Raw genomic sequence first — 15,046 nt, forward strand, 5'->3', positions numbered from 1 at the left:
AGCGCGGCCGCGGAGGTGACGACGCCCATGGACAGCCCGAGCAGCGCCGAGGACCGGCACATCACGATCAGCTACGCCGGATTCAACCGGCCCTGGGCCGCCTGGATCGCCCACCAGCTCCGGGCACGCGGCCACCAGGTCGCCCTGGAACGCTGGGACCCGCGCGTCGACGTGCCCTTCGAGGACGAACTCGGCGCCCTCGCCCGGGCCCCCGGCCGGGTCCTCCTCGTCCTCGACAACTGGTACTTCGGCCTGGGCCCCATCCCCGAGGAGGACTGGAACCGGGTCCTGCGCGCCACCCTCGGCCCGCGGGCCGACCGGTTCGCCGCCGTGACCGTGGCCACCCAGCCCGTCCCCGAGGCGGTGCGCCTGCTGGACCCCGCCGACCTGCACGACCTGGACGAGCAGGAGGCGGCCCGCAGGCTCCTGCGCCGGCTCTCCATCGACCCCGCCCGTCCGGCCCGGCCCGCCCCCGGCCCCGCACCCCGCTTCCCCAACGAACCGCCCGAGGTCTTCGACACCCCGCGCCGCAACCGCCGCTTCACCGGCCGCGACGCCGAACTGGAACGCATCCGCGCCGCGCTCACCGCGCACACCCCCGAGGACGGCGCCGCCCGGATCGTGCTGCACGGCGCCAGCGGCACCGGCAAGACCCAGATAGCCGTCGAGTACACCCACCGCTTCGGCAGCGACCACGACGTGGTCTGGTGGATCGACGCCAGCCACCGCGCCAAGGCCCGCGAACGCCTCGCCGCCCTCGCGCCCCGTCTCGGGCTGCCGGTGGGGGAGCGGATCGGCGAGCGGATCAGGGCCGTGCACGAGGCCGCACGCGCCGCCCTGCCCGGCCGCTGGCTGCTGGTCTTCGACGGCGCGGAGGACCCCGCCCAGCTCACCGACCTCCTCCCCGACGGCCCCGCCCACGTCCTGCTCACCGCCACCACCCGCGACTGGTCCGACGTCCCCGGCACCCGGGTGAGCGGCGTCCACCCCTTCACCCGCGCCGAGAGCGTCGCCTACGTACGCCGCCGCGCCCCCCGGATCGACCCCGCCGAGGCGGACGAACTGGCCGCCACCGTGCTCGACCTGCCGCTGCTCCTCGCCCAGAGCGCCGCCTGGCTCGCCGCCGGCGACATGCCCGCCACCGCGTACCTGCGACTGCTCAAGGACGAGCCCGGCACGGCGGACGACGACGGCGACAGCGCCGCCCAGGACTACCCGGACGCCTTCCGCACCGCCTGGTCCACCACCCTGGCGACCCTGCGCGAACGCAACCCCGAGGCCGCCGAACTCCTCAAGCTGCTCGCCTTCTTCGCCCCGGACGAGATCCCGGTACGCCTTCTCACCGAGGTGCGCCACGGCGACCTGCCGCCCGCCCTGGACCGGCTCGTCCGCGACCCCCGCTCCTGGCACCTGGCCCTGCGCGGACTGTCCGAGTTCACGGCCGTACGCCTGGACTACGAGCAGGACCTCGCCGAGAACCCGGCCGTGGAACAGGTCCGGATGCACCGCCTCTACCAGCGCTTCCTGCGCGAGAACCTGACCCCCGAGGAACGCCGCACGTACGCCGACACCGCCTGCGAGGTGCTCGTCGGCGCCGACCCCCGGCGCCCCGCGGACACCCGCGACTGGGAGCGCTACGCCCTGCTCGTGCCGCATCTCGGCTTCGCGGGCGCCTTCGACTCCCCCCGGGCCGCCGTGCAGGACCTGGTGCTGAACTGCGTCGAGTACCTCCGGGTGCGCGGCGAGTACCGCACCGCGCTGGGGCTCTGCGAGGAGGTGCACGCCCACTGGTGCCGCGACCTGGACCCCGCCCACGGCGCCCTGCTCTCCCTCCAGCACAAACTGGCCGGCATCCTGCGGATGGCGGGCCACTACCCGCGCGCCGAACGGCTGGGCCTCGCCGTGGTCGCCCGGCTGGAGGCGGACCGGCCCGAGGACCATCCCGAACTGCTGCGCGCCAACGACGCGCTGGGCAGCACCCTGCTGGCGCTCGGCCGGTACGCCCGAGCCCGCGAGCTGTTCGGCGAGGCCGCCGCCGGCTTCGCCGAACAGTTCGGCACCGAGGCCCCGCAGACCCTTGCCGCCCGCCACAACCAGGGCCTCGCCCTGCTGCTCCTCGGCCGCTACCCCGAGGCCCGCGCCGTGCTGCGGGACGTGCTGCAGATCCGGCAGCGGCGGCTGCGCTCGCGCCACCACCTCACCCTGCACTCCGGCGCCGTCTACGCCCGCCTGATCCGGATGCTGGGGGACTACCCGGAGTCCGTGTCGCGGCTGGAGCAGATCGTGCGCATGCTGCGGCAGCTCTCCGACGAACGCCACCCGCAGTCCATCCTGGCCGACCACCAGCTGGGCGTCTCGCGCCGCCGCGCCGGGGACTACGCCGAGGCGGAGGGCCGGCTGTCCCGCGCCGCCCGGCGCGCCGCCCGGGTCCTCGGCCCGCGCCACCCCGACACCCTGGTGATCCAGTCCGACCACGCCGCCTTCCTGCGCGAACACGGCGACCTGGCGAAGGCCCTGGACGTCACGGAGACCGTCGCCGGGCTCTACGGCGAACTCCTCGGCCCCCAGCACCCGTACACCATCGGCGCGCTCGGCAACCTCGGCCTGGCCGTCGGCCACACCGGCGACCACCAGCGGGCGCTGACCCTGGCCGAGGCGGCGTACCGGGGGATGTCCGGCACGGTCGGCCGCGACCACCCCTGGACGCTGGGCTGCGCGCTGAACCTGAGCGGCGCCCGCAGTCTCGCCTACGACATGCCGGGCGCCCACGAGATGAGCCGGGAGACCGCCCTCGGCGCGGCCCGCCTGCTCGGCGCCACCCATCCGCTGGCCCTCTCCGCCCGCACCGCCCTCGCCGACGACCTGCGGGGCCTCGGCGAGACGGCCGAGGCGGCCGGACACGAGCGGTACGCGGTGCGCACGCTCGCCGACACGCTGGGGACGGAACATCCGCACACCCGCGACGCCCAGCGCAGGCTGCGCCCGTACTGGGACTTCGAACCGCAGCCGCTGTGAGGGTGACCGGCCCCCGTACGGGGAACCATCCGGTCGTGCCCGGACGTTGTCGGAAGTGTCCGGACCCGTGACCATGGGAGGTGACGAGGTGTCAGCAGCCCGACCGGAACGAACCGTCCTCCCTCACCCTCACTCCCGTGCAGGAGTCAGCCCATGACCACAGGGCGCTCGGCCCACCCGCTGCCCGTGTCGCTCGTCTACGCCGGGGTGAGCAACGGCTGGGCGCAGTGGATCGCCTGGGTGCTCGGCCAGGAGGGGTGCGCGGTCCGGGCCATCCGGTGGTCCCCCCTGAGCCGGCAGCCCGGCATGGGGGAGCTGGAGGAGTTCTTCGGCCGGCCCGGCCGCGTCCTGCTCGTGCTCGACGACTGGTACCTGCGCTTCGACACCGGACGCAACCAGGAGTGGGCGCGGGTGCTGCGCGACGTCATGCCCCGCCTGCACAACCGGGTGGGCGCGGTCACCGTGACCACCCGCGCCCTGCCCGACGAGGCGGTCAGCCTGGGCGCCGTCACCCTGCGCGGCGTCGGCCCGGAGGAGGCCCGGCGCCGGGTGCTGGCCGAGGTGGGGCTGCTGCCCGGCGCCCCCTACGCGGGCCGGGACGAGGGCCCCCGCTACCCCGAGGACCCGCCGGAGGTGTCCAACGCCCCCCGCAAGAGCCCCCGGTTCACCGGGCGCGAGGACCTGCTCAACGAGGTGCACGACGTGCTCGACTCCGGCGGCGAGCACGGCAGCCGGGTGCTGCTGCACGGGCCGCCCGGCGTCGGCAAGAGCCAGGCCGCCGTCGAGTACGTGAGCCGGTTCGGCAGCGAGTACGACCTCATCTGGTGGGTGCCCGCCGCCACCAAGGCCGCCGCCCGCGAAGGGTTCGCCGCGCTCGCCAGAGAGGTCGGGCTCAGCGAGGGCGACCAGCTCACCGGGCAGATCGAGGCGGTGCAGGGGGCGCTGAGACGCGACGAGAAGGGACGCTGGCTGATCATCTTCGACGGCGCCGAGGACATCGACGGCATCGCCCCGCTGCTGCCCGAGGGGCGCGGGCAGGTCCTGCTCACCTCGCAGAGCGCCGACTGGTCCCGGTACGGAGCGAGGCCGTACGCCCTGCCGCCCTTCGAACGCGCGGAGAGCGTCGCCTTCGCCTGCCGCCGCGCGCCCCGCATGACCGAGACCCAGGCCGCCGAACTCGCCGAAGCCCTGGGCGACCTGCCGCTCGTCATCGACCAGAGCGCGGCCTGGATAGACGCCCACCCCGCCGCCGACATCCCCGGCTACCTGGACGCCCTGCGGCGCGACGGCGCGACGGCACCCGGGATCGCCGCCGCCCACCGGCACGTGTGGGCCAGGACCCTGGACTCCCTCGCCGCGCGCTCCCCCGCCGTGCACGAACTGCTGCTCCTGCTCACGTTCTTCTCGCCCGACATGCTCCCCGTCCGGCTGCTGCGCGCGGCCCGCCCCAGCGACCTGCCCGCCCATCTCACCGGACCCGTCACCGAGCCCGGGAGCTGGGACTCCGCACTGCTGACGATCTCCGAAATAGCCTCCATGCGCGTCGAGTTCGCCTCCGAGGCGGGACAGGAGACCGCCGCCAGCGTGGTGTCGCTGCGCATGCACCGCAGCTTCCACCGGTTCCTGAGGGACTCCCTCACCCCCGAGGCCGAACGCGGCTACGCCGCCACCGCCGCCCGCGTCCTGGTCGCCTCCGACCCCGGCGAGCCCGGATCGCCGCACAACTGGAAACGCTACGCCGAGATCCTCCCGCACCTCGAACCCTCCGGCGCGCTCGACTCCGACGACGGCGACGTGCGCCAACTGCTGCTGAACTGCCTGGACTACCTGCGGGTGCGCGGCGAGTACCAGGACGGGCACGTACTGACGCGCCGGGTGCTGGACCGCTGGCGGCACACCTTCGAGCCGACCGAGCGCGGGGTGCTGGCCGCCTCCCACCAGCAGGCCCGGATGCTGCGCGGCCTCGGCCGCTACGCGGAGGCGGAACGGGTCGACCGCAGCATCCTCGGCCTGCTCGCCGGGGCGGGCGTGGACAGCGGCCTGCAACTGCTGCGCGCCAAGGACGGTCTCGGCGCCACCCTGATGGCCCGCGGCCGCTACGACGAGGCACGCGCCCTGTACGAGGAGGCGGCCCAGAACGCCACCGACTGGCTCGGCGACCGCTACGTCCCGCAGACCCTGCAGTTCCGCACCAACCTCGCCCTCGCGCTCGGCCTCCAGGGCCACTACGAGGAGTCCGGCAAGCTCCACCGCGAGGTGTACGAACGCAGGGTCGGCCTCCTCGGCGCGCGGGCCCGTCGCACCCTCCAGTCCGGCTACTACACCGCCCGTATGCTGCGCCTGCTCGGCCGGCTCCGCGAAGCGCGCAGCCTCCAGTCGTACAACGTGCACCTGATGCGCCTCACCCTCGACGAGGCCCACCGGCAGACCCTCCTCGCCGAGCACAACCTCGCCCTGTGCCTGCGCCGGGACGCCGAGTTCGTCAAGGCGCGGGAGATGATGCGCGACGCGCGCAGACGCCTCAAGGAGGTCAGCGGCGCCGACCACCCCGACGTGCTCATGGTCTCCCTCGACTACGCCATGCTGCTGCGCGTCCTGGGCGACCGCCCCAAGGCGCGCGGCCTGGCCGAGAGCGCCGCCGAGTCGTACACCCAGCGCCTCGGTGAACTGCACCCGTACGCGATCGGCGCCCGCAACAACTGCGCGCTGACCCTGCTGGACGACGGCGAGGCGGAGGAGGGGCTCAGGCTCGCCGAGGAGTCCACCCGGCAGATGGAGGCCGCGATCGGCCGCGACCACGTCTGGTCACTGGGCTGCGCGATGAACTGCACGGCCGCCCTCGCCGCCGTCGGCGACCTCCAGGAGGCCGAACGCCTGGGCCGCGACGCCCTGCGCCGCGCGATCCCCGCCATGGGCTCCCGCCACGTCCTGTCCGCCAACCTCCGCGCCGCCCTCGCCCTCGACCTGCGCGCCCTGGGCCGTCTGGACGAGTCCGCGACCCTGGAACGCCTCGCCCTCAACACCCTCTCCGCCAGCCACGGCGCCGACCACGACCAGACCCGCTACATGCGCTCCCACGCCCGCCCGTACTGGGACTTCGAACCCCAGCCGATCTGACCCGGGGCCCCGGCGCGGCCGTGCGGGGTCTCACGCGCTCGTCGGCGGGCCCGGTGACCGCTGGTTGTACCGCTGTGCCGCCCGTTCGTTCAGGGCGCGGCCCGCCTTGTTCAGGGCGCGGCGCCAGGCGGGGGAGTGGGGGACGCGCAGGGAGTGGCCCTGGCGCAGGGGGTGGGTGCGGTCGTCGGTGGGGGACGGGGGGAGGGTGCGGGCGGCGAGGCCCGTGGCGCGGGTCGTCGCGGTGGGGGCCACGCCGTGGGCCACCGAGGCCAGGCGGGCGGCCGGGGTGAGGACCACGCGGGTGCGGCGGCGCTCCACCGCCTGGACCACCTTCTCCGCCGCGCGCTCCGCGTCCATGGACAGCACCGGGGTGCCCGCGAGGGTGGAGAACCAGGCGTACTCCTCCTCCGCCCGGCCGCCGAACTCCGCCTGGAGGTGCGAGCCGGTGCGCATCAGGCCCGGATGGACCGTCGTCACGCTCACCGCGCTGCCGGCCGTCTCGGCCTGGAGCCCCTCGCCCAGCGCGCGCACCGCCGCCTTCGCACAGGAGTAGGGGACCAGGTGCGGCGGCGAGACCAGCGCGCCGACGGAGCCGATCAGGCCGAGGCGGCCGCCGTACGGGCTGCGGCGCAGATGGGGCAGCGCGGCCAGGCAGGTGTACAGGGTGCCGTCGAAGATCGTCGCCATGGCGTCCCGGAACGCCTCGCTGCCCGCCGCCTCGGCGGGGGCGACCTGGATGACGCCCGCGTTGGCGATCACCACGTCCAGCGAGCCGGTCACGGCCGCGGTCTCCTCGACCACCGCCGACACGGCCTGCTCGTCCCGGACATCGCACACCACCGCGCGGACGGTACGGCCCGTCCGGCGCCGTATCCATCCCATCGCCCGGCCCAATTCCTCGGAATCCCTCGCCAGCACGGTCACCTCGCATCCGCGACCCGCGAGCTTCGCCGCCGTCAGCAGGCCCAGCCCCCGGGAACCGCCCGTGACCAGCGCGGACATCCCCTCGGACAGGGCGTCGTCGGTACGTGTCATTTCATCGACCTCTCGTGGAAAGGCTCGCAAGGCTCGCACATGCGGTCCGGGGCGCCCGGGGCTCATCTGTGGCGACGGGAGCGGGGTCCGGCAAGACTGGATTCATCCGTGCCTGGAAGCAGGTGGACCATGAGCAGTGTCGAAGAGTCGGTCGAGGTCCGAGTACCCGTCCGCACCGCGTACGACCAGTGGACCCAGTTCAAGAGCTTTCCCCGGATCATGAACGCCGTGCAGCGCGTGGACCAGGTCGGTCCCGCCATGACCCGGTGGAAGGTGCGGACGGGACTCTTCAGCAAGGAGTTCATGGCCGAGATCGTGGAGCAGCAGCCGGACAAGCTGATCGCCTGGCGCAGCGTGGGGCGCGACCCCTGGCTGCGGGGCGAAGTGTCCTTCCGCGCCGCCGCCCCGGACAGCACCGTGATCACGGTGCGTCTGCACATCGAGCCGCGCGGCCTCAGCGGCAGGCTGCCGGACTCGGGGAACCGGGCGCGAAGGCTCGTCCGTGAGTCGCTGGAGAACTTCAAGGAGTTCATCGAGGGCCTCGGTGACGCCAGCGGCGCATGGCGGGGCTCCATCCACAACGGCCGGGTCTCGCCCTCCGAGCCGGACCCGCCCAGGAGCCGCGTCCCCAAGTGGCCGGTCGGCTGATCCGCAGCCAGGACAGAGCGAGAGGCATTCCCCATGAAGAAGGCGCCGAAGCACGAGCCCGACGAGCCGCTGACCGTCAGCCCGCCCAAGAAGTGGGCCGCGGGCGTCCCCGCCGTCACGCACGCCCTGGAGTACTCCCTCGACGAGGCGACGCTGCGCACCACGGCGACGACCCTGCTGACCATGAACCAGGTCGGCGGCATCGACTGTCCTGGCTGCGCCTGGGCCGACCCGGCACCGGGGCACCGGCACATGAACGAGTACTGCGAGAACGGTGCCAAGCACATCAACGACGAGGCCACCGGGCGCCGCGTCACCCGCGAGTTCTTCCGCGCCCACCCCGTCTCCTGGCTCAACGAGCAGTCCGACCTGTGGCTCAACCAGCAGGGCCGCCTCACCGAGCCCATGATCAAGCGCCCGGACTCGGACTACTACGAGCCGATCAGCTGGGCCGCCGCGCTGGACCTGCTCGCCGACGAGCTGAAGTCCCTGGACTCGCCGGACGAGGCCTGCTTCTACACCTCGGGCCGGGCCAGCAACGAGTCGGCGTTCGTGCTCCAGCTCTTCGCCCGCGCCCTCGGCACCAACAACCTGCCGGACTGCAGCAACCTGTGCCACGAGACCAGCGGCTTCGGCCTGCACGAGACGCTCGGCACCGGCAAGGGAACCGTCTCGCTGGACGACATCCACCAGTCCGACCTGGTCTTCCTCGTCGGCCAGAACCCGGCGACCAACCACCCCCGCCAGCTCTCCGCGCTGGAGGAGTGCAAGGACAACGGCGGCAAGATCATCGCGGTGAACACGCTGCCCGAGGCCGGCCTGATGCGGTTCAAGAACCCCCAGCAGATCCGGGGCATCGTCGGCGACGGCGTCAAGATCTCCGACCTCTTCCTGCACATCCGCAGCGGCGGCGACCTCGCCCTGTTCCAGGGCCTCAACAAGCTGCTGCTGGAGGCCGAGGACGCCGCGCCCGGCACCGTGCTCGACCACGACTTCATCGCCGACCACACCTCCGGCTTCGAGGAGTTCGCCGCGCACGCCCGCAGCGTCTCCTGGGACGACATCCTCACCGCCACCCAGCTCACCAGGGAGCAGATCGAGGAGGCCCACGACTACGTGATGCACGCGAAGAGCGTCATCGTGTGCTGGGCCATGGGCGTCACCCAGCAGCGGCACGGCGTGCCGACCGTCCGCGAGATCATCAACTTCCTGATGCTGCGCGGCAACCTGGGCCGGGCCGGCTGCGGCGCCAGCCCCGTGCGCGGACACAGCAACGTGCAGGGCGACCGCACCATGGGCGTGTGGGAGCAGATGCCCGACGAGTTCCTCGACGCGCTCAAGTCCGAGTTCCGCTTCGAGCCGCCCCGCCACCACGGCTACGACGCGGTGAAGGCCGTCAAGGCGATGGCCGAGGGCAAGGTCAAGGTGTTCCTGTCGCTGGCCGGCAACTTCGTCCGCGCCGCCCCCGACACCCATGTCACCGACGCCGCCATGCGCCGCTGCAAGGTCACCGCGCAGATCTCCACCAAGCTCAGCAAGGCGCACACCGTCACCGGCGAGACCGCGCTGATCCTGCCCTGCCTCGGCCGCACCGAGATCGACATCCAGGCGGGCGGCGTCCAGTTCGTCACCGTGGAGAACACCTCCAGCGAGGTGCACACCTCCTTCGGCAAACTCCGGCCTGCCTCCCGGCTGCTGCTCAGCGAGGTCGCCATCCTGTGCCGGCTGGCCGAGCGCACCCTCGGCGACCGGGTCGACATCCCCTGGCTGGAGTTCGAGGCCGACTACGGCAACATCCGCGACCGGGTGGCCCAGATCATCCCGGGCTTCTACGACTTCAACCGGCGCGTCTCCCGGCCCGGCGGCATCAAGCTCCCGAACCCGGTCAACGAGGGCGTCTACGCCACCGCCACCGGCAAGGCCATGTTCACCGTCAACCCGTGGGACATGTCCGCCGCGCCCCCCGGACACCTGGTCCTGCAGAGCACCCGCTCCCACGACCAGTGGAACACCATCCCGTACACCAACAACGACCGGTACCGGGGCATCCACGGACGCCGCAACATCATCATGATCAACCCCGAGGACATGATCGATCTCGGGCTGGTCCGCGGGCAGTTCGTCGACATCATCGGTGTCTGGCACGACGACGTCGACCGCCGGGTGGAGGGCTTCGAGGTCATCCCCTACCCCACCACCCGGGGATGCGCGGCCGCGTACTACCCCGAGGTGCAGCCGCTGATCCCGCTCGACAGCGTCGCCGAGATCAGCAACCAGCCCACCTCGAAGGGGTTCGTGGTCCGGCTCGAACCGGGCAACCCGCCTCCCGGCACCAAGCCCACCCACTGGCACGAGTGACCCGCGCCGCCGCTGCCGCCCTCACTCCGGGGGCGGCAGCAGCGTGCCCAGCGGCCCCAGGTCGAGGTTGAGATCCTCCATCGTCAGGCCGTACCGCGCGCAGAGCCCGGTCATCCGGTCGTGCAGGAGCATCAGCGTCGCGCCCAGGCGCTCTTCCTCCTCCTCGGTCAGATCGCCCTCGTCGACCCGGTTGAGCGCCTGCCGCTCCATGAGCTGGCGCAGCAGCTCGACGAGCGTGAGGACCAGCTTCATCAGATCCCGCTCCACGGTGTCGGGATCGGCACTGATCCGGCGCGCCGGTACGGACGCCCGCTCACCGGAGGGCGGCAGGTCGCCGGGCGCGGCGGGCAGCAGCCGGAACGCCCGCTCGGCCGCAGCCGCCACCTCGGCCCCGCGCCGCCCGGGCCCGCCCCGCTCCTCACCGGCCGTCATGCTCACCCCGCCGCGACACCGCCCGCGTCTCTTCGAACGGGGAGGGCACCTCCGAGCTGATGGACACGATCAGCGCCCGCAGCGAGACCCGTACCAGGTCGATCCCGGCGATGGACAGCACCACGTCGCCGGTGAGGACGACGCCGCCGCTCAGCAGGCGGTCCAGCAGATCGATGAGGGCGACCTGCCGCTGCGCCAGCGGCTCGTCGGCGGCGCGCCGTTCCGGAGCCGTCACGGCTCGCTCTCCCCGGACACCATGGCGAAGGAGTACGGCGCCCACGGCCCGGTGATCTCCACCCGCACCCCCGCCAGTCCGTCGGCGGCCCGCGCCACCTCGGCCCGGAACGCCTCGCCGCTCTCCAGCGGCACCAGATAGGCGTCGTTGACGACGTTCTCCCCCGCCGACCCGGCCAGGGTGCCCTGCTGCACCCGGTGCCTGGCCCGCTCGGCGGCGTGGGCCCGGCCCGCCGCCTCGACGCCCTCGGCCGCGCGCCGGGCCGCCTCGTGGGCGGTGTCCCGCATCCGCTGCTGCTGCCTGCGGCCGCGCAGGTAGGAGCGGCCGGGGCTCAGCTCCGCCCCGGCGGGAGCGGCGGGCACCTCGGCGGGGGCCGAGGAGTCCACGTAGATCTTCACCCCCCACTCGACGTGCCCCGCGAGCCGCGCCAGCCGCTCCGCGAACAACTCCCGCCCCGCGTCCAGCACCTGCCGTGCCCGCGCGTCGTCGAGATACACCGTGGCCAGGCGCAGCGGGAGCACCGTGGCGCGAGCGGCGACCGCCTCGACGACCCCGTGATGGGCGCGCGCCACCGCGCTGAGCCAGTCCAGGTCCTCCAGCCGCCGCCGCAGCGCCTCCTCCCGGAAGTCCTCCGCCGGGACCCGGCTCGCCACCAGCACCAGACCGTCCCCGCCGGGGACCAGGTGCACCGGTGCGCCGACCACGCCCTCCAGCGCCGCCACGAGGTCCGCGGGCGTCTCGTCGGCGCGGGCCACACCGTAGACGTACGTCATCAGGTCACTCATCGCGGGTCCGCTTCCGGCGGCGGGCGGGGCGCGGCTCCGGCTCGGCCTCCACCTCTTCCACCTCTTCCACCTCGCCCTGGACCACCTCCGGTTCGGCCTCCAGCAACTCCTCCGGCTCCCTGAGGGCGGCGAGTTCGGCCCGCAGCCGGCGGTTCTCCTCGGCGAGCGAGTGCTCGCTCCTGGCGCGCGAGGACAGCGAGGGGTCGTGCTCCCACCAGTCGATGCCCATCTCCTTCGCCTTGTCCACCGAGGCGACCAGCAGCCGGAGTTTGATCGTCAGCAGTTCGATGTCGAGCAGGTTGATCTGGATGTCGCCCGCGATCACGATTCCCTTGTCCAGGACGCGTTCGAGGATGTCGGCGAGATTGGCGGACGAGCCCTGCGCGTACGGCGGCGCCGCGCGCGACGGGCCGGCGCCGAGGCGGCTGCCCAGTGGTTCACTCACGATGGTGGCCTCGTGTTCCCTCGCAACGGATCAGGGCTGTCGGTTCTGCCGGAAGTTCCGTATCTCCTCCAGCCGGTCGAGCAGTTCGTCCTCGCGCCGGTCGAACGTCTCCTCGTCGATCTCGCCGGCGAGCAACCGCTGCTCCAGCGCGGCGAGTTCGCTCTGGACCGGCGCCGGGTCGTAGTACTCGTCCTCCGCCGCCTCCAGGACGCGTTCGACCACCCAGCCGACACCGCGCACCGGTGCCAGAGGGAGGGTCACGATCTGGGTGAACAGGCCCATGGCGGTCCTCGGATCTCAGACGAAGCTGTAGGGCGGGAGCGGGCCGTTCAGCCGGAAGTCGAGCCCCTCGCCCAGCTGATGGGCGACGCTCAGCTCCGTGGTGAGGAAGGCCTCCTCCTGGTCGTCGGCCACCAGGAAGGACACGCTGAGGAAGTCCGGCCCGGTCGGCTGCGAGGAGTCCACCTCGCGCGCGAGCGGGCGCAGCGCCTCCACCACCCCGGCGGCCAGGGCCTCCTGACGGGCCTGCACCTCCTGCGCGATCAGCTCACCGAGCCGCATGGGCGCCGACGGATCGTCGGACCCGGCCCGGATCTCGTCGTTGAGCTGCCGGGCCGGGGGCGACTCGTCGAGGATCTGGCGCAGCAGGGAGTCCTCGTCCTGGGACACCTTCAGGTGGTACTCGGCACAGCCCTCCAGATCCAGGAGCCGGTCGGAGTACTCCCCGGCCCGCTCCTCCAGCGCCGCCCGCACCTCGTCGTCGCTCGCCGCCACCAGGCCGAACCGCAGGGGCAGCACGGTGCCGTCGGCCATCAGCCGCTCCTGCACCTCCTGGTGCGCCCCCACGTCCCGGCGCTTGGGGCGCAGATCCTCGGGTGCGTCGCTGACCACCGCGCACAGCGACCCGGCGGTGACGGCCCGCAGGGGGCCGGGGGACTCGCCGACGCCGCGCAGGCCGTCGAGGCGCAGCGGATGCTGCTTGTCGGTGACGGAGTAGACGTAGACGCCCATGGTTCATTCCCTCTCGCGGGTCGAAGTCCGCCTGGAGGCGCGCTTGGCCGGCCGCCGCTTCCGCGCGGGCTCCCGCTCCTCTTCCTCTTCCTCCTCCTCGTCGCTGTCACCGCCGGTGACAGCCTTGAGCGAGTCGGTGACGGCTTCCGCCGCCCCGCTCAGCGCGCCCTTGGACTTGCCCTTCGCGCCGCTCTCCACGGTGTCGCCGACGATGTCGGTCAACTGGGCCGGTGCCTTGCGCCCGGACTCCAGGTCCAGCCGGTTGCACGCCTCCGCGAAGCGCAGATAGGTGTCGACGCTGGCCACGACGACACGGGCGTCGATCTTGAGTATCTCGATGCCCACGAGGGACACGCGGACGAAGATGTCGATCACCAGTCCGCGGTCGAGGATGAGTTCCAGGACGTCGTAGAGGCTGCCACCGCCACCACCGCGGGTGGCGCCGCCTCCGCCTTGCGGCACCACGGTCATGGTGCCTCCCTTCACCGGCCGGGCTCAGCCGCGCCGGTCGATCTGCCCCCGGGTGTACCGCCGCGTGCGCTCGTACGACACGAGGTCGCCCTCCTTGTCGAGGGTCACGCGGTAGGTCGCCATCACGCTGGTCGTGTCGGGTACCCGTTCCAGTTCGAGCACCTCTACGTCGGCCTCCCAACCGTCGTCCGTCGGTTTCAGCGCCGACACCGATTCCGGGGCCCGGCCGATCAGTTCCGTGAGCTGCTCGGCGGCGGTGCGCATCGCCCAGGCAGGGCCCTTGGCGGGACGGCGGCGCGTCTCGCCGGCCGGACGCCGGGTGGTGCCGCGACCGGTGCCGGTCCGTCGCCTGGCGGGCTCTTCGCTTGCGGCCATGGTCTCTCCGGTGGTCGGAGCGGGCGCCAGATTCCGCGCATGAACATACAATTTCAGCATATAGGGTTATACGTCGCATCAGCGTCGGTCGGCTCCAGGTGGGCCTGCCGCGACCGCGCGTGCGGCTCTTTCCGGAGCCCCGGCGCGCACCGGGTGCGCGCGATCCCCTCTCCCACGATCGCGGGATCGGGTCGGGGTCTTCCGAGTACGGAACCCGGCTCCCCGACCCTTTCCGAAGGGAACCGGTTCATGAATGACTCGACCAAAGTCGCTCTCGCCGCCGCCGTGGCCGGTGGTTACGTGCTCGGACGCACGAAGAAGGGCCGCCTCGCCTTCGCGCTGGCGACCTATCTCGCCGGTCGCCGCACCGGACTCAACCCCCAGGCGCTGCTCACCGAGGGCCTCGGCAAGATCGGTGAGGTGCCGGGTGTCGCGGAGCTGAACGAGCAGGTGCGCGGCGAACTGCTGAACGCGGGCCGCAAGGCGCTCACCGCCACCGCCGACCGCCGCCTCGGCGACCTCGCGGAGGCCCTCCGCGAGCGCACCCAGCGCATCGGCCAGAAGGCCGCGGAGGACTCCGAAGAGGCCGCCGAGGACGCCGAGGACGAACTCGAGGACGAATGGGAGGAGAACGGGGAGGAGTACGAGGACGAGGCCGGGGAGCCCGAGGAGGAAGAGGACTTCGAGGCCGAGGAGGAGGAGTTCGAGGAGGAGCCCGAGGAGGAAGAGGAGCCCGAGGGGCCCGAGGAGGAGGAAGAGGAGGACTTCGAGGAGGAGGCGGAGGAGGAAGAGGAACCCGAGGAAGAGCCGGAGAAGCCGGCCCGCCGCCGCCCCGCCGCGAAGAAGGCGCCCGCGAAGAAGCAGGCCGCGAAGAAGTCCGCCCCGGCCAAGAAGTCCGCGGCGCAGAAGGCCCCCGCGAAGAAGGCGCCCGCCAAGAAGGCTCCGGCGAAGAAGTCCGCTCCGGCCAGGAAGGCGGCGGCGAAAAAGGCTCCCGCCAAGAAGTCCGCGCCCGCGAAGAAGACGGCGGCGAAGAAGGCCACGGCGAAGAAGTCCGCGCCGGCCAAGAAGGCGGCGGCGAAGAAGTCGGCCGCCAAGAAGACCACCGGGCGTCGGAGGTAG

General features: G+C 72.8%; 14 protein-coding genes. 5 read left to right on the plus strand and 9 right to left on the minus strand.

From position 1 onward, the window contains the following. The first annotated feature begins 27 nt into the window (after positions 1-27). Positions 28-3,015 carry an FxSxx-COOH system tetratricopeptide repeat protein gene (fxsT, locus tag ABZ898_RS06020; protein ID WP_361653264.1) on the plus strand — a complete coding sequence of 996 codons (2,988 nt, stop codon included), beginning with the start codon at positions 28-30 and terminating at the stop codon, positions 3,013-3,015. 153 nt (positions 3,016-3,168) lie between these two features. Continuing rightward, positions 3,169-6,132 carry an FxSxx-COOH system tetratricopeptide repeat protein gene (gene fxsT, locus ABZ898_RS06025; RefSeq protein WP_361653266.1) on the plus strand — a complete coding sequence of 988 codons (2,964 nt, stop codon included), beginning with the start codon at positions 3,169-3,171 and terminating at the stop codon, positions 6,130-6,132. A 30-nt stretch (positions 6,133-6,162) separates the two neighbouring features. Here fxsT (ABZ898_RS06025) and ABZ898_RS06030 read toward each other — a convergent pair whose 3' ends face one another. After that, on the minus strand, positions 6,163-7,167 hold the full coding sequence (locus ABZ898_RS06030) for an SDR family NAD(P)-dependent oxidoreductase (protein ID WP_361653268.1): 1,005 nt from the start codon (positions 7,165-7,167) through the stop codon (positions 6,163-6,165). A gap of 129 nt (positions 7,168-7,296) precedes the next feature. Here ABZ898_RS06030 and ABZ898_RS06035 point away from each other — a divergent pair, with 129 nt between their 5' ends. Further along, the gene (locus tag ABZ898_RS06035) at positions 7,297-7,815 is read left to right on the plus strand and encodes an SRPBCC family protein (RefSeq protein WP_361653270.1); all 519 of its coding nucleotides are present in this window, start codon (positions 7,297-7,299) and stop codon (positions 7,813-7,815) included. A gap of 33 nt (positions 7,816-7,848) precedes the next feature. Next, a complete protein-coding gene (locus ABZ898_RS06040) occupies positions 7,849-10,173 on the plus strand; it encodes an FdhF/YdeP family oxidoreductase (protein ID WP_361653272.1) in 2,325 nt (774 codons plus the stop codon). A 21-nt stretch (positions 10,174-10,194) separates the two neighbouring features. Here the strand turns inward: ABZ898_RS06040 and ABZ898_RS06045 are convergent, their stop codons facing one another. The 8 genes from ABZ898_RS06045 to ABZ898_RS06080 are packed head-to-tail and all read right to left on the minus strand — an operon-like array spanning position 10,195 to position 13,927. After that, positions 10,195-10,605 carry a gas vesicle protein K gene (locus ABZ898_RS06045; RefSeq protein WP_361653274.1) on the minus strand — a complete coding sequence of 137 codons (411 nt, stop codon included), beginning with the start codon at positions 10,603-10,605 and terminating at the stop codon, positions 10,195-10,197. Continuing rightward, positions 10,592-10,840: a gas vesicle protein gene (locus ABZ898_RS06050; RefSeq protein WP_361653276.1), complete on the minus strand. Its 249-nt coding sequence runs from the start codon at positions 10,838-10,840 to the stop codon at positions 10,592-10,594. Before ABZ898_RS06050 ends, ABZ898_RS06045 begins: the two co-directional genes overlap by 14 nt. Next, on the minus strand, positions 10,837-11,625 hold the full coding sequence (locus tag ABZ898_RS06055) for a GvpL/GvpF family gas vesicle protein (RefSeq protein ID WP_361653278.1): 789 nt from the start codon (positions 11,623-11,625) through the stop codon (positions 10,837-10,839). The genes ABZ898_RS06050 and ABZ898_RS06055 overlap by 4 nt, the downstream gene beginning before the upstream one ends. Next, on the minus strand, positions 11,618-12,070 hold the full coding sequence (locus tag ABZ898_RS06060; protein WP_361653280.1) for a gas vesicle protein: 453 nt from the start codon (positions 12,068-12,070) through the stop codon (positions 11,618-11,620). Before ABZ898_RS06060 ends, ABZ898_RS06055 begins: the two co-directional genes overlap by 8 nt. Positions 12,071-12,100: 30 nt before the next feature. Continuing rightward, complete coding sequence (locus ABZ898_RS06065; RefSeq protein ID WP_361653282.1) at positions 12,101-12,352, minus strand: gas vesicle protein GvpG; 252 nt, start codon at positions 12,350-12,352, stop codon at positions 12,101-12,103. Positions 12,353-12,367: 15 nt separating this feature from the next. Next, a complete protein-coding gene (locus ABZ898_RS06070) occupies positions 12,368-13,081 on the minus strand; it encodes a GvpL/GvpF family gas vesicle protein (RefSeq protein WP_361653284.1) in 714 nt (237 codons plus the stop codon). A 3-nt stretch (positions 13,082-13,084) separates the two neighbouring features. Beyond that, entirely contained in the window at positions 13,085-13,552 is a 468-nt protein-coding gene (locus ABZ898_RS06075; protein WP_361653286.1) for a gas vesicle structural protein GvpA, read from the minus strand. A 24-nt stretch (positions 13,553-13,576) separates the two neighbouring features. Then, a complete protein-coding gene (locus ABZ898_RS06080; RefSeq protein ID WP_361653288.1) occupies positions 13,577-13,927 on the minus strand; it encodes a gas vesicle protein in 351 nt (116 codons plus the stop codon). 249 nt (positions 13,928-14,176) lie between these two features. Here ABZ898_RS06080 and ABZ898_RS06085 point away from each other — a divergent pair, with 249 nt between their 5' ends. Continuing rightward, positions 14,177-15,046 (plus strand): histone H1-like repetitive region-containing protein, encoded by an 870-nt coding sequence (locus ABZ898_RS06085; RefSeq protein ID WP_361653290.1) that lies wholly within the window; start codon positions 14,177-14,179, stop codon positions 15,044-15,046.

Source organism: Streptomyces sp. NPDC046860, from assembly GCF_040645115.1.
In the GTDB taxonomy this organism is placed as follows: Bacteria; Actinomycetota; Actinomycetes; order Streptomycetales; family Streptomycetaceae; genus Streptomyces.

Excerpts from the sequence above, each read along its gene's own strand:
- ABZ898_RS06070 (WP_361653284.1), bottom strand. The coding sequence starts at position 13,081 with ATGGGCGTCTACGTCTACTCCGTCACCGACAAGCAGCATCCGCTGCGC.
- ABZ898_RS06055 (WP_361653278.1), bottom strand. The coding sequence starts at position 11,625 with ATGAGTGACCTGATGACGTACGTCTACGGTGTGGCCCGCGCCGACGAG.
- ABZ898_RS06065 (WP_361653282.1), bottom strand. The coding sequence starts at position 12,352 with ATGGGCCTGTTCACCCAGATCGTGACCCTCCCTCTGGCACCGGTGCGC.
- ABZ898_RS06045 (WP_361653274.1), bottom strand. The coding sequence starts at position 10,605 with ATGACGGCCGGTGAGGAGCGGGGCGGGCCCGGGCGGCGCGGGGCCGAG.
- ABZ898_RS06030 (WP_361653268.1), bottom strand. The coding sequence starts at position 7,167 with ATGACACGTACCGACGACGCCCTGTCCGAGGGGATGTCCGCGCTGGTC.
- ABZ898_RS06080 (WP_361653288.1), bottom strand. The coding sequence starts at position 13,927 with ATGGCCGCAAGCGAAGAGCCCGCCAGGCGACGGACCGGCACCGGTCGC.
- ABZ898_RS06035 (WP_361653270.1), top strand. The coding sequence starts at position 7,297 with ATGAGCAGTGTCGAAGAGTCGGTCGAGGTCCGAGTACCCGTCCGCACC.
- fxsT (WP_361653264.1), top strand. The coding sequence starts at position 28 with ATGGACAGCCCGAGCAGCGCCGAGGACCGGCACATCACGATCAGCTAC.
- ABZ898_RS06075 (WP_361653286.1), bottom strand. The coding sequence starts at position 13,552 with ATGACCGTGGTGCCGCAAGGCGGAGGCGGCGCCACCCGCGGTGGTGGC.
- ABZ898_RS06085 (WP_361653290.1), top strand. The coding sequence starts at position 14,177 with ATGAATGACTCGACCAAAGTCGCTCTCGCCGCCGCCGTGGCCGGTGGT.
- fxsT (WP_361653266.1), top strand. The coding sequence starts at position 3,169 with ATGACCACAGGGCGCTCGGCCCACCCGCTGCCCGTGTCGCTCGTCTAC.
- ABZ898_RS06040 (WP_361653272.1), top strand. The coding sequence starts at position 7,849 with ATGAAGAAGGCGCCGAAGCACGAGCCCGACGAGCCGCTGACCGTCAGC.